The 14137-nt window shown below is 68.4% G+C and carries 10 protein-coding genes; 4 read left to right on the plus strand and 6 right to left on the minus strand.

What is annotated here, in order from left to right; all coding sequences use genetic code 11:
• Positions 1-284 precede the first annotated feature (284 nt).
• Both J7024_RS08890 and hmpA read left to right on the plus strand, forming a co-directional pair.
• Positions 285-836 (plus strand): cob(I)yrinic acid a,c-diamide adenosyltransferase, encoded by a 552-nt coding sequence (locus tag J7024_RS08890; protein ID WP_124827086.1) that lies wholly within the window; start codon positions 285-287, stop codon positions 834-836.
• 94 nt (positions 837-930) lie between these two features.
• Complete coding sequence (gene hmpA / locus J7024_RS08895) at positions 931-2139, plus strand: NO-inducible flavohemoprotein (protein ID WP_124827085.1); 1209 nt, start codon at positions 931-933, stop codon at positions 2137-2139.
• 77 nt (positions 2140-2216) lie between these two features.
• Here the strand turns inward: hmpA and J7024_RS08900 are convergent, their stop codons facing one another.
• The 3 genes from J7024_RS08900 to aroG form a co-directional block, all read right to left on the minus strand.
• A complete protein-coding gene (locus J7024_RS08900; RefSeq protein WP_175750739.1) occupies positions 2217-2606 on the minus strand; it encodes a type II toxin-antitoxin system VapC family toxin in 390 nt (129 codons plus the stop codon).
• Positions 2603-2872, minus strand: a complete 270-nt coding sequence (locus tag J7024_RS08905; protein WP_124827083.1) for a type II toxin-antitoxin system Phd/YefM family antitoxin — start codon at positions 2870-2872, stop codon at positions 2603-2605. Before J7024_RS08905 ends, J7024_RS08900 begins: the two co-directional genes overlap by 4 nt.
• Positions 2873-2984: 112 nt before the next feature.
• Entirely contained in the window at positions 2985-4058 is a 1074-nt protein-coding gene (aroG, locus tag J7024_RS08910) for a 3-deoxy-7-phosphoheptulonate synthase AroG (RefSeq protein ID WP_124827082.1), read from the minus strand.
• 43 nt (positions 4059-4101) lie between these two features.
• On the opposite strand from aroG, the gene J7024_RS08915 reads away from it, so the two are divergent.
• Positions 4102-4347 carry a hypothetical protein gene (locus J7024_RS08915; protein ID WP_175750738.1) on the plus strand — a complete coding sequence of 82 codons (246 nt, stop codon included), beginning with the start codon at positions 4102-4104 and terminating at the stop codon, positions 4345-4347.
• Between the two features lie 110 nt (positions 4348-4457).
• Here the strand turns inward: J7024_RS08915 and tldD are convergent, their stop codons facing one another.
• The 3 genes from tldD to J7024_RS08930 form a co-directional block, all read right to left on the minus strand.
• Complete coding sequence (tldD, locus tag J7024_RS08920; protein WP_124827081.1) at positions 4458-5924, minus strand: metalloprotease TldD; 1467 nt, start codon at positions 5922-5924, stop codon at positions 4458-4460.
• Positions 5925-6018: 94 nt separating this feature from the next.
• Positions 6019-6846 (minus strand): carbon-nitrogen hydrolase family protein, encoded by an 828-nt coding sequence (locus J7024_RS08925; RefSeq protein WP_124827080.1) that lies wholly within the window; start codon positions 6844-6846, stop codon positions 6019-6021.
• 51 nt (positions 6847-6897) lie between these two features.
• A complete protein-coding gene (locus tag J7024_RS08930) occupies positions 6898-11097 on the minus strand; it encodes a YhdP family phospholipid transporter (protein ID WP_234744984.1) in 4200 nt (1399 codons plus the stop codon).
• A 445-nt stretch (positions 11098-11542) separates the two neighbouring features.
• Here J7024_RS08930 and glnE point away from each other — a divergent pair, with 445 nt between their 5' ends.
• Positions 11543-14128, plus strand: coding sequence for a bifunctional [glutamate--ammonia ligase]-adenylyl-L-tyrosine phosphorylase/[glutamate--ammonia-ligase] adenylyltransferase (gene glnE, locus J7024_RS08935; protein ID WP_442861900.1), 2586 nt, complete (start codon positions 11543-11545; stop codon positions 14126-14128).
• The last annotated feature ends 9 nt before the right edge of the window (positions 14129-14137 follow it).

The following is a 14137-nucleotide window of genomic DNA, read 5'->3' on the forward strand; positions in this document are numbered from 1 at the left end:
GCGGCGCGTGGCGGCCGGCGTGGCGGGATGATTCACGTATGTCTCCTTGGCGGGGCGCGGTTGGCGCTGTTGCGCCGGCCACGCGCCCATGCCGATCGACCGGACCCGGCGTCGGTTGCCATGCCCGATCCCGCACATCGATCGCTTGTATGACGGATGCCGCAGCGACGCGGCGTCGGCTCATTCTACGCTGCAACGTCCGCTGCGGCCCCCGCCGCGGGCTGCGATAATCGCGTTCCAACGCAACCGGGCCGCATCGCGGCCGCGCACGAGAGGACATTCGCATGGGCAACCGCTTGAGCAAGATCGCCACGCGCACGGGCGACGATGGCACCACCGGCCTCGGCGACGGGCGCCGCATCGGCAAGGACAACGCGCGGATCGCCGCGATCGGCGACGTCGACGAACTGAACTCGAACCTCGGCGTGCTGCTCGCCGAGCCGCTGCCGGACGACGTGCGCACGGCGCTCGTCACGATCCAGCACGACCTGTTCGATCTGGGCGGCGAGCTGTGCATTCCCGGCCATACGGTGCTGGACGACACGCACCTCGCACGCCTCGACCGGTGGCTGGCCGACTACAACGCGACGCTGCCGCCGCTGAAGGAATTCATCCTGCCGGCCGGCTCGCGCGCGGCGTCGCTCGCGCACGTGTGCCGGACGGTGTGCCGCCGCGCGGAGCGCTCGATCGTCGCGCTCGGTCGCACCGACACGCTCAATGATGCGCCGCGGCGTTACGTGAACCGGCTGTCGGATCTGCTGTTCGTGCTGGCGCGCGTGCTGAACCGCGCGGGTGGCGGCTCGGACGTGCTGTGGGAGCGCGGACGCGTGCGCTGACGCGCGGTGTCGCTTTTCCGCACTGCGACAATTTGCCCGAGGAGCGTCGATCGTTAAACATGTATCGTATGTGCATGTTTAACGGAGAACGAACATGACCCATATCACCGCTGACCAGATGGCCCGTGTGAAGGCCACCGCCCCCGTCCTCGCCGAGCACGGTGCGACGATCACGAAGCATTTCTACCAGCGCATGTTCGCGCGTCATCCGGAACTGAAGAACCTGTTCAACCAGACGCACCAGAAGACCGGCAGCCAGCCCGAAACGCTCGCGAAGGCCGTCTACGCCTATGCAGCGAACATCGACAACCTCGGCGTGCTGGGCGGCGCGGTGTCGCGCATCTCGCACAAGCACGCGAGCCTCAACATCCGCCCGGAGCATTACCCGATCGTCGGCGAGAACCTGCTCGCGTCGATCGTCGAGGTGCTCGGCGACGCGGTCGACGCGGAAACGCTCGAAGCATGGCGCGTCGCATACGGCCAGCTCGCGCAGATCATGATCGGCGCCGAAGCCGACCTGTACGCGAACGCGGCATGGAGCGGCTTTCGTCCGTTCAAGGTCGCGCGCAAGGCGCGTGAAAGCGACGAGATCACGTCGTTCTACCTGACGCCCGCCGACGGCGGCGACGCGCCGAAGTTCGAACCTGGTCAGTACGTCTCGGTGAAGCGCTTCGTCGGCGACCTGGGTGTCGACCAGCCGCGCCAGTACAGCCTGTCCGACGCGCCGCACGGCGAGTGGCTGCGCATCTCGGTGAAGCGCGAATCGGGCAACGCCGAAGCGGTGCCGGCCGGCAAGGTGTCGACGCTGATGCATGACGGCGTCGAAGAGGGCGCGATCGTCGAAGTGACGGCGCCGATGGGCGACTTCTCGCTGAAGCGCGATGCCGATACGCCGGTGGTATTGATCTCGGGCGGCGTGGGCATCACGCCGATGATGTCGATGGCGTCGACGCTGGTTGTGGAAGGCAGCAAGCGTGAAGTGAGGTTCGTCCACGCATGCCGTTCGGGCGCGGTGCATGCGTTCCGCGACTGGCTGAACGACACGGCGCGCGAGCATGCGAACGTCAAGCGCACGGTGCTGTACGAACTGGTCGGCCCGAACGACCGCGTCGGCATCGACCACGATCTGGAAGGGCGCCTGACGCCGGAACGCGTGCAGGAATACGCGCTGGTGCCGGACGCCGACTACTACATCTGCGGCCCGATCGCGTTCATGAAGGCGCAACGTGACGCGCTGGCCGCGCTCGGCGTTGCGCCGGAGCGCATCAATACCGAGATCTTCGGCTCGGGCGCGCTCGAGTGATGGCCTGACGATTGTTTTCCGGCCTGCGAGCAAAGCCCGGCGCGAACCGGGCTTTGCTTGATGCCGGGGGCAGGGCATCAGGCGCGCAGCATCAGCGTGGCGTGATAGCGCCACACTTTGGGATCGGCGCTGACGAGCGGCATGCCTTCATGGAGTGCCTGCGCGACCATCACGCGGTCGAACGGATCGGCATGATCCGGAAAATCGGGTAGTGCGGCGACACCTTCGACGTGATCGCTGCTGATCGGCAATTCCGCAAAACCTGCGAGGCGGAATGCCGAACGCGCATCGCGTGGATGGACGGGCAGATTGCCGTTGCGGTATTCGATCGCGATTTCCCAGATGGACGCAGCGCTGACGTACAGCGTGTTTTCGGGATGTTCGATCAATGCTGCCGCAGTCGCCGAAAGTTGAGGCGCACCCTCAGCCGCCCATAGCGCGATGTGCGTATCGAGCAGCAGCTTCACGGTGCGAGCCCCTGTTCCGAGCTGGCATCGAAGTCGGTGGCAATCGATTCATCGCCGGTATTGAATGCCTCGACGGTGGTCGGGATATTCAGCCCTGCAAGCAACTGACGGGCTGCACCGATGCGCTTGGGTGCGGCATAAGGAACGATCCGGGCAACCGGATGACCATTGCGGGCGATCACGACTTCGGATTCTCGCCCCAATTCAAGCGCTTCGACGAGGCTCGAGAGCCGTGACTTGGCGTCGTGCATGTTGACGATCGGCATGATCGACTCTTGGTTAGCTAAATGATGTTAGCTAGTCTAGCAGGCCGAAACGACGACCGCAGGCTGGCCGCATGGCCAATCCGCCGCGAGGCGGCCAACCTGTTTGCGTCCGTCAGTTCCCGCTGCCGCGCGCGACGCGGCGCGCCTTCACCGATTCCGCGAGGCCTTCGAGCACCTTCACGCTGTCGTCCCACGCGATGCACGCGTCGGTGATGCTCTGGCCGTAGGTCAGCGGGCAGCCTTCCTTCAGGTCCTGACGCCCCTCGACCAGGTGCGACTCGATCATCACGCCGACGATGCGCGCGTCGCCGGCCGCGACCTGGCGGCCGATGTCCGCGCACACGGGGATCTGGTTCTCGTGCTTCTTCGAGCTGTTCGCGTGGCTCGCGTCGATCATCAGGCGCGCGGCGAGGCCGGCCTTGCCGATGTCCGCGCATGCGGCGTTCACGCTTTCCGCGTCGTAGTTGGGCGCCTTGCCGCCGCGCAGGATCACGTGGCAGTCCTCGTTGCCGGCCGTCGACACGATCGCCGAGTGACCGCCCTTGGTTACCGACAGGAAATGGTGCGGCTGCGATGCGGCCTTGATCGCGTCGACCGCGATCTTCACGTTGCCGTCGGTGCCGTTCTTGAAGCCGACCGGGCACGACAGCCCCGATGCCAGTTCGCGGTGCACCTGCGACTCGGTCGTGCGCGCGCCGATCGCACCCCACGAGATCAGGTCGGCGATGTACTGCGGGCTGATCATGTCGAGGTATTCGGTCGCGGCCGGCAGCCCCATCTCGTTGATCTGCAGCAGCAGTTCGCGCGCGGTGCGCAGTCCTTCGTTGATCTTGAAGCTGTTGTCCAGGTGCGGATCGTTGATGAGCCCCTTCCAGCCGACCGTCGTGCGCGGCTTCTCGAAGTACACGCGCATCACGATTTCCAGCTCGCCCTTGAAGCGTTCGCGCTCCTTCACGAGCCGCCCCGCGTACTCGATCGCCGCCTTCGTATCGTGGATCGAGCAGGGCCCGATCACGACGATCAGCCGGTCGTCCATCCCGTGCAGGATGCGGTGCATCGACTGGCGCGAGTTGTAGATCAGCTCGGACGCGGCTTCGGAGCACGCGAATTCGCGGATCAGGTGGGCGGGCGGCGTCAGTTCCTTGAGTTCGCGAATGCGGACGTCGTCGGTATTGTGCGGGGGCATGCTGTTTCTCCTAATTTTCCGGGGCGCCGTTCGGTCAATGTGCGTGCGGCAGATTCATCAATTCAGGCAATTCAGTGGTTTCGGTCGGGGCCGCGGAATCCGCTGCGGCGGCGACCGGCTGGCGAAGGGCGAAAAAAAACCGCCGGGTTCGCCGGCGGTTTTTTCGGGAATTTCGGTTGCGCTTTACGCGCCATCAACCCTCTCGATCCGCCAGCGGTCTGAGATGCCAAAAAAAGTAAAAATAAAACTTGGCGGACATGACGGAGATTCGGTTCGTCAAAAAAGTTGATTCGGAATTTATACCCTGTCGCCGCGCGGCTGGCAACTAGGTTTGCTCGAAAATGCGGACAATCCGCGCGTTTTATTCAAAATGCGCGGATTGTCTGCGTCGCGATGCGGTTATGCCGTACCGCCGACCGTCATCTTGTCGATCCGCAGGGTCGGCTGGCCGACGCCGACGGGCACGCTCTGGCCTTCCTTGCCGCACACGCCGACGCCCGAGTCGAGCGACATGTCGTTGCCGATCATGCTCACGTACTTCAGCGATTCCGGGCCGCTGCCGATCAGCGTCGCGCCCTTCACCGGGTAGGTGATCTTGCCGTTTTCGATCATGTACGCCTCGGAGGCCGAGAACACGAACTTGCCGTTCGTGATGTCGACCTGGCCGCCGCCGAAGTTCACCGCGTACAGGCCGTTCTTCACCGACCCGATGATTTCCTGCGGATCCTTGTCGCCGTTCAGCATGTACGTGTTAGTCATGCGCGGCATCGGCAGCGCCGCGTACGACTCGCGCCGCGCGTTGCCAGTGACGGGCATCTTCATCAGGCGCGCGTTCAGCGTGTCCTGGATGTAGCCCTTCAGGATGCCGTCCTCGATCAGCGTCGTGCACTGCGTCGGGTTGCCTTCGTCGTCGATGTTCAGCGAGCCGCGGCGGTTCGGCAGCGTGCCGTCGTCGACCACCGTCACGCCCTTCGCTGCGACCTGCTCGCCGATCCGGCCGGCGAACGCCGACGAACCCTTGCGGTTGAAGTCGCCCTCGAGACCGTGGCCGATCGCCTCGTGCAGCAGCACGCCCGGCCAGCCCGGCCCGAGCACCACCGTCATCGCACCGGCCGGCGCGGGGCGGGCGTCGAGGTTGACGAGCGCTGCGTGCACGGCGTCGTCGACGTAGCGCGACAGCACTTCGTCGGTGAAATAGCCGTAGTCGAAGCGGCCGCCGCCGCCGCCGGAGCCGATTTCGCGGCGGCCGTTCTGTTCTGCGATCACCGTGACCGACACGCGCACGAGCGGGCGGATGTCGGCGGCCAGCGCACCGTCGCTGCGCGCGACCAGCACGACGTCGTATTCGCCGGCGAGGCCCGCCATCACCTGCGTGACGCGCGGGTCGCGGCCGCGCGCCATCTTCTCGATGCGCTCGAGCAGCTTGACCTTGGCCGTCGCGTCGAGCGACGCGAGCGGATCGGACGGCAGGTACAGGTCGCGGCCCGAGATGCCCTTGAGCGACGTTGCCGCCTTGATCTTCTGGCGGCCGCCGCCGGCCGCCGCGATCGCCTTGGTGGCCGCGGCCGCCTGGGCGATGGCTTCCGGCGACAGGTCGTCCGAGTAAGCGAACGCGGTGCGGTCGCCTGCGACCGCGCGCACGCCGACGCCCTGGTCGATGCTGAAGCTGCCCGACTTCACGATGCCTTCCTCGAGGCTCCACGCTTCGCTGCGGGTCGCCTGGAAGTACAGGTCCGCGTAGTCGACGCGATGCGTGAAGATGTCGGCGATCGTGCGCGTGAGCAGGCTCTCGTCGAGGCCGTACGGCGTGAGGAGGATATCCTTCGCCAGCGCAAGGTTGCGGATGCCGGGTTCGATGATGTTCATGCGGGTATCGAGGGTTCTCAAAAAGTTGTCGGGTGCGTTCTGGGCAGATGGGTTTGGCCGGGCGTCGTTTCAAGCGCCGCGGCGCTCCGGCGGTTCAGGCCAGCACGCGATGCCGCCACGCGGGCAGGCTCTGGCGCACGTCGGCGATGCGCTGCGGATCGATGACGCCGGTCACGACGCTCGCGCCCTCGTCGCGAACCGCGACGATCTCGCCCCATGGGTCGATCAGCATGCTGTGGCCCCAGGTGCGCCGGCCGTTCTCGTGCTTGCCGCCCTGTGCGGCAGCCAGCACGTAGCATTGATTCTCGACGGCCCGCGCGCGCAGCAGCATTTCCCAGTGCGCGCGGCCCGTCGTATACGTAAACGCCGACGGCACGACGATCAGCGCGCAGTCGCCCATCCTGCGGTACAGCTCCGGAAAGCGCAGATCGTAACAGACCGACAGGCCGACCCGCCCGAACGGCGCGTCGAACGCGACGACCGTATTGCCCGCGCGGATCGTGCGCGCTTCGTCGAACGATTCGTCGCCTTTCTCGAAGTTGAACAGGTGGATCTTGTCGTAGCGGGCCGCTTCGTGGCCGCTCGGGTCGAACACGAGCGTGGTGTTCAGCACGCGATCGGGCTCCGGCGCCTTCAGCGGCAATGTGCCGCCGATCACCCAGATGCCGTGTTGCTGCGCGGCCTCTGCGAGAAAGCGCTGGATCGGACCGTCGCGGTAGGCTTCGGCGAGCGCGAGCTTGTCGGTGTCGCGGTGGCCCATGAAGCAGAAATACTCGGGCAGCAGCACGAGCTGCGCACCTTCGCCGGCGGCTTCCGCGATCAGGCGGCGTGCCTCTGCGAGATTGCTCGCGACGTCCGGCGTGCTCACCATCTGCAGCGCGGCGACCCGCAAGGGCGTGGCGGAACGGGTGTGATCGGTCATCGCAGGATCGATTGCGTAATAAATGGGGTGCGGCCCGGCACCGTGCGCGGATCAGTGGCTCGCCGCATTGGCCGGCCCGTGGTTCATCTTACCCTGATCGCCCTGCACCCGCTCGATGTGCGGATGCGCCCACGAGCCGGTGATCGAGTAGTCGAGCGCGAACGCGTGCGACAGCGTTTCCGACAGCGCGTAGTTCGCGGCCAGCACGCCGACTCCGAGCAGCGGGTTGATGATCGCGGCCGCGATCGCCGCCGTGCCGGCGCCGATCTTCGGCGCGACATGCGCGTGCAGGTCCTGCGTCTCGGTGCCGAGGTCGACCGCGCCGCGCACCGTCACGTTCGCCGGCGCCGTCGTCATCGAGAAGTCGTCGGTGCGCGCGATGCCGTTCGAAATCCGGCTTGTGCCCGTAATCTTGTCGAACGGCAGCCCCTTGCCGACCACGTCGCGGAAATTCAGCGTCAGGAACCGTGCGAGGCTTTGCAGGCTCAGCACGCCGAGCAGTTTCGCTGCGCCCGGATCGACCTTCAGGATCTGGCCGTGCTCGAGGTCGAGCGCGACCTGGCCGCCGAACGACGGGAAGTCGACCGCGGTCGGGCCGCCGCGCCAGCCGACCTTGCCCGTTATCGTGCCGTGGCCGTCCGCCAGCGTGCGGGGCAGGCCGACGCGGTCGAGCAGCGCGCCTGCATTGCCGATGTCGAGCTTGAAGTCGAACACGCTGCGTCGCGGCGCGTCGGCTTCGTCGACGCCGCGGGCGAGTGCGCGGCGCGACGTGCGCCAGTTGCCGGTTGCCGTCAGCTTCGCGGCGGGGTTCGCCAGTTCGAGCTTGTCGAGCTGCCACACCGGCGCGCCGTCCTCGTCGATGTTGCGTGCGTTGACGACGAGCCGGCCGATGTCGTGATCGCGCGCGACGACCTGGTCGACGATCAGGTCGACCGACGGCATCGGTCGGTCGGTCGGCGTCGGCAGGTTCATCGCGCGGCCGACGAGGTCGTGCTGCGCGCTTTGCGGAATCACGAGCTTCGCGAGCCGCGCGTTCAGCACGCCCGCGCCGTTGTGGCCGCCGCCCGGCGCCCACGACAGATAGCCCGATACCTGGTTCGACGCGACGTTCGCCTGCCACAGCTCGTCGACGTGCGACGCGCCGACGATCACGTTCTCCCAGTTGCGCTTGAGCAGCTTCAGCGTGCCGAAGTGGAGCGCGAAGCGCTTGGGCGTGAAGCTCGCGAAGTCGACGCGCGGGGTGTCCTGCGGCTGCGGCGTGCGCGTCGAAGCCGGCTGCAGCGTGCGGGCCAGCGCGATCCACGCGTCGGCATCGAGCTCGTTGACGTCGACGGCCGCGCTCACGCCATCCTGCGGCATGTCGGGCATCCGGTGGATGCCCATCGCGCCGCGCACCGCGCGCAACGGCTCGCCGGGCGTCGCGTCGAGCAGGTAGCTCGCGGACACCGGGCCGAGCGTCAGGTCGGCGTGTTCGAGGCGCTTGCCGTCCGTCCGGGCCGCCGGCTGCAGCGTGAAGTGGAACGGCATCGGCGTGCCGGCCGGTTTCTCGAACGGCGCCGGGAAGTTCAGTGCGACGCCCGTCAGGTCGGAATGGGCGGTGACTTCGGGCAGCCGGCCCGGCGCGCCGCGCACGGCGAGCCGGTACGGCGCATCGCCGACCACATGCTCGAGCAGCGCCGCGGCCGTGCCGCGCAGGTTCAGGCCGCGCGCGGCGTCGAGCGCGAGCTTGCCGTCGACGTCCACTGCATACGGGCCATGCGACCGGAAGTTGCCGCTCGCCCGCACCGGCCCGCCGAGGAAGCGCCCCGACAGGTCGTGCAGCGATGCGCCGGCCTCGGTGAAGCGCACGCTGCCGCGCAGCGCGGACAGCGGCGGCACGCCGTCGGTCGACAGCGTGTTGCCGCCGAACGCGAGCGCGCCTTCGACGTGCGTATGCGGATGCGGTACGTGCTGCGGAATCGTGATCTTCAGCGCGAGCGACGCCGGGCCCTGCGCATCGATCCGCTGGCCGATGTGCCCGCTCATCGTGCCGAGCGAGCTGTTGTCCGCGTAGTCGATCAGGTCGGCGAGCGGGCCTTGCGCGTGGCCGTCGATCACGAGCGGTGACTTCGGCGGATTGCCGAGATCGTCGATGCGGCCCATGACTTTCGTCAGCACGACGCGCTTGTAGTGCGCACGCGCGATGTCGAAGTGCAGCTTGTTCTGCGCGAGCTCGAACACGCCGTCGATTCCGTCGAGCGCCGGCCAGACGCTCGGCGTACCGTTCGCGAGCTTGCGCGGCGGGTAGGGCGTCGGCTCGAAGCGCCCGCCGGTGAACGGCGCGACGATGTGGAACACGCCTGCATCCGGCTCGTGTTCGAACGGGAATTTGTCGAGCGGGCCGCGGGCGACGATCGACGCGCCCTTGGTCACCTGGCCGTCCTGCAACGCATGGCCGAGATAGTCGCGCAGGTGATCGGACATCCCGGTCGGCAGATAGCGCGGAATGCGCGCGACCGACGCGCGTGCGAAATCCGCGCGCAGGTCGAGCGAGCCGCGCCCGTGCCCGGGATTCGTGTACGTGCCCGACACCGTGATCTCGGCATCGGGGTTCGAGACGAGCAGGTCGGGCAGCGTCACGTCGACGCGCGCGTGCTTGTCGCCCGGTGCCGGCGTGACGACCCATTTCGCGTTGCCGCGCAGCCGGTCGAAAGTCAGGCGCGGCTCGTCGAATTCGCCGGGCACCGTGACAGCCGCATTGACCGTGTCGAAGTGCGCGGTGCCGCCCGTCTCGTTCGCATCGATGCGGCCCCACAGGTTCTCGACGCCCGGCCAGCCGGCGCGCGGGTGGCCGCGCGGGGACAGCCCCGGCGGCGGTTCCTGCGCGGCGACGCTGATGCCCTGCAGGTCGCCGAGAAAGCGGTAGCGCACGATCGGCGCCGCGCCGGTGCGCCGCTCCTCGTCGGCGAGGTCGGCCCGCGCCGGCTTCGCGCGTTCCACCTTGATTTGATAGTTCGACACCATCCCGCGCGGGTCGAGCTTGATCAGCTCGTTGCGCAGGCGCGCCGGCAGCGGCAGCCCGCGAATGAACTCGCTGAGGATGCCGAGATCGACGCGGTCGCCCACGACGCTCAGCAACTGCCCCTGGTCGGCGGTCGGCACGCGATAGCGGGCGGTCAGCGTCGACAGCGCGAGCGAGCGGGCGAGCGGTGTGCCGTCCGGAAGCGGCGGCTGGCCGAGCTCCGCGTTGAAGCGCGTCAGGTGCAGCGTGTAGTCGCGGCCGGCGTCGAGTGCCATGTCCCAGCCGAAACCGACCGTCGGCACGTCGAGGCGCGGCTGGGTCGGCCGCACCTGCAGCACGACGTCGGCGCCTTGCAGGTCGCCGCCTGCCGAGCGCAGGTGGCCGTCCTGAAAGGTCGCCCAGATCGCGTTGTCGATGCGGCCCGCATGGGCCGTCAGCGGCAGGTCGAGATAGCGGCCGAGCGTTTGCAGGTCGACGGGCCCCGTCGACAGATACGCGTCGCCCGTCCAGTTCGACGGCTTGCCGATCGGCGCGAGCCGCATGTGCTTGAAGCGCGCGCGGAAATCGAGCGGGCCGAGCAGCAGCGTGCCGTTCGCGGGCGCCTGCAGCGCGGCCTTGTGGACGAGGCCGTCGTTGAGCACCGCGAGCCGGATGCCCGATAGCGCGAGCTCCGGCGCGTCGTGCTGCGCGTCGCGCCAGCGCAGGGTGCCGTTGCGCAGCACGATCGCTTCCTGTTTCAGCAGCCACGTGCCGAAGGTGTCGTTGCCGCCGTGGGTGGTCGCGACGCCGACGCCCGCGACGCTCAGCGAGCCGTCGGCCGCGCGTGCGATCACCAGATCGGGGTGGTCGACGATCAGGCTCGACAGCGCGGGCGACAGCCGCAACAGCGACATCCACGACAGTGCGGCGGTCGCATGCGGGACCGACAACGCGATCTGGCCATCACGGCCACGGATGGTGAGGTTGGCGACCTCGACGCCCGGCTGCATGCCGGACCAGTGCGGAGACAGTTTGCCGATCGAAAGCTGCGCGTGAAGCTTGTCGGACACCGCGCGCTCGATGCGCGGGCGGAATTCGTCGATGCGCGGCAGCAGCACGTAGCGCAGCCCGAGGAACGCGCCGGACGCGACGAAGTAAGCGCCGACCCCGACCGCCAGCGTCACCCTGAACACGCGACGCAGGACCGGATGATCGTGCTTCGGAGGTCCCGCTTCGGGCGCAGCTACGGCGGATTCCTGACGGTCGGACATGCGGCGGACGGGCGGCGATATGGTAGTTTTGCAGACTGACGTTGAAATGTATCACACGGGTTCGTGCCGGCGGCCGTTGCGGCAGCTCGGCACGGGCTTTCCGGCGCGCGGTTTCGCGGCGGCGCACGTGCGTCGCGCGACACCGCGCCGAGTCCATGGGGCCTGTCGGCAGCGGGGCGCGCACGCGTTTCCCGGCGCGGCGGGCCTTACCGCCAGGCCCGCTTCTCGATGACCGACGCTTCCGCCCTGATCAGCCCGTCCTATTCCCGCTACATCGCCCGCGCGGTGGCTGCGCGTCCCGCGCTGTCCGACCAGATCGCCGCATGGGCCGCCGCGCCGCCCGGCCGCGCGCAACTCGACGCGCGCCCGAACGAGCCGCCCGGGCCGCCGGCCGGCTTGGGCGCGCCGACCGCACAGCGACCCAATCGGGCGCGCGCTGCGGCAGTTGCGCGCCGAGGTTCGGCGCGGTCGCGGAGCGCGACCAGGTGTCGCTGACGTCGCCGAGGTGACGTCAGCGATGACCGATCTCGCCGAAGCGGCCGTGCAGCGCTCGCTCGCGCTGCTGTCGGACGAACTCGAGGCGATGTACGGCGAGCCGCGCGGCGCCGACGGCCAGCGCGTGGTGCTCGGCGTGGTCGGGATGGGCAAGCTCGGCGGGCGCGAGCTGAACGTGTCGTCGGACATCGACCTGATCTTCGTCTACGAGGACGACGGCGAGACGACCGGCGGCACGCGCGCGCCGTTGTCCACGCAGGAATACTTCACGCGGCTCGGCCGGCGCCTGATCGGCGTACTGTCCGAGGTCACGGCCGACGGCTACGTGTTTCGCGTCGACATGCGGCTGCGCCCGAACGGCGATTCGGGGCCGCTCGTCTGCAGCCTCGGCATGCTCGAGGAATATTTCTACGTGCAGGGGCGCGAATGGGAGCGCTACGCGTGGATCAAGGGGCGGCTCGTGTCGGAAGGCCGCAGCGATGCCGCGCAGCGGCTCGCGTCGCAGCTCGAGGCGATCGTCAAGCCGTTCGTGTACCGCCGCTACCTCGATTTCGGCGTGATCGGCGCGATCCGTTCGCTGCATCTGCAGATTCGCCAGGAAGCCGCGCGCCGTGCGTCGATGCGGCCGGACAAGGCCGACGACGTCAAGCTCGGGCGCGGCGGGATCCGCGAGATCGAATTCAGCGCGCAGGTGTTCCAACTGATCCGCGGCGGTCAGGATGCGGAGTTCCGCGTGCGGCCGACGCTCGCCGTGCTGCGCCATGCGCAGGCGCGCGGGCTGATCGGCGAGGACGTGTGCGAGCGCCTGACCGACGCGTACAACTTCCTGCGCACGCTCGAGCACCGGCTGCAATACCGCGATGACGCGCAGACGCATGCGATGCCGGTCGACCCGGACGAGCGCGCGGCGCTGGCCGCGTCGCTCGGCTTTGGCGACTACGCGGCGCTGATGACGGTGCTGGATGGCCATCGCACGTTCGTCGAGGCGCAGTTCGATCAGATATTCGCCGACAAGGTGAACGGCGGTGGCCCGTGCGCGGCGGGCGAAGACACGGCGGCCGCGTGGGTCTGGAGCGGGGCGCCCGCCTACGACGGGGAGGACGACACGCTGCTCGCCCGCCGAGGCGGGCTGGGCTTCGCCGATCCGGCCACGGTGCTCGCGCGGTTGCGCGCGATCTGGCAGTCGTCGCGCTACGCCGGCCTGCCGGAAAAGAGCCGGCAGCGCTTCGACAGCGTCGCGCAGCGCGCGCTCGAAGCCGCGCCGCGGATCGACGCCGCGCGCCGCGACGACACCGTCGTCCGGTTGTTCGACCTGCTCGAGACGGTCAGCCGGCGCGGCGTCTATCTGGCGCTGCTGACCGAATATCCGGCCGCGCTCGACCGCGTGCTGTCCGTGCTCGGTGCGACGCGCTGGGGTGGTGGCTACCTGATCCGCCACCCGCAGCTGCTCGACGAACTGCTCGACGACGAAGCGATCGCGAGCCCGTTCGACTGGCCCGCGTTCAAGGATGCGTTGCGTGCGCGCCTCGCGGCAGCCGACGGCCCCGAGCAGCAGATGGACCTGCTGCGGCACGCGCAGCACGCGGAGGTGTTCCGCATCCTGCTGATCGACCTGGCGGGGCAGTTGTCGGTCGAGCATGTCAGCGACCGCCTGTCCGAGCTGGCCGATGCGGTGCTCGACGTGACGATCGAAGTGGTCTGGTCGCAGCTCGCGAAGCGCCATCGCGACGTGCCGAAGTTCGCGGTGATCGCGTACGGCAAGCTCGGCGGCAAGGAGCTCGGCTACGCGTCGGATCTCGACCTGATCTTCCTGTACGACGACCCCGACGAGCGCTCGGCGGACGTCTACACGACGTTCACGCGCCGGCTGATCACGTGGCTCACGACGGCGACCGGCGCGGGCGCGCTGTTCGACATCGACCTGCGGCTGCGGCCGAACGGCGAGGCTGGGCTGCTCGTCACCGATCTCGACGCGTTCCGCCGCTACCAGTTGCGCGAGGGCGACGCGGCGAACACCGCGTGGGTGTGGGAGCACCAGGCGCTGACGCGTGCGCGCTACAGCGCGGGCGACGCGCAGATCGGCACGGACTTCGAGGCGATCCGCCACCAGGTGCTGACGACGCCGCGCGACGGGGGCGTGCTCGCGAAGGAAATCGTCGACATGCGCGGCAAGGTGTTTGCCGGTCACCCGAACCAGACCGAGCTGTTCGATTTGAAGCACGATCGCGGCGGGATGGTCGACATCGAGTTCATCGTCCAGTACTGGGTGCTGCTGCATGCGTCGAGCGATGCCGAGCTGATCCGCAACACCGGCAACATCGCGCTGCTGCGCGAGGTCGCGCGCTTCGGGCTGATGGGCGAGGACGAGGCCGAGCGCGTCGGCGCGGCGTACCGCAAGTACCGGAAGCTGCAGCACAAGCTGCGACTCGACGGGATGGAGAAGGCGCGGGTCGATCCGGCCGTGGTGGCCGCCGAGCGGGCGGCCGTGACGGCGCTGTGGGCGCGCGTGTTCGGGGCCGTTGAAACGAATGTTTGAGTCGGGTGT

This window comes from Burkholderia sp. WTPI3 (assembly GCF_021483755.1).
GTDB lineage: Bacteria > Pseudomonadota > Gammaproteobacteria > Burkholderiales > Burkholderiaceae > Burkholderia.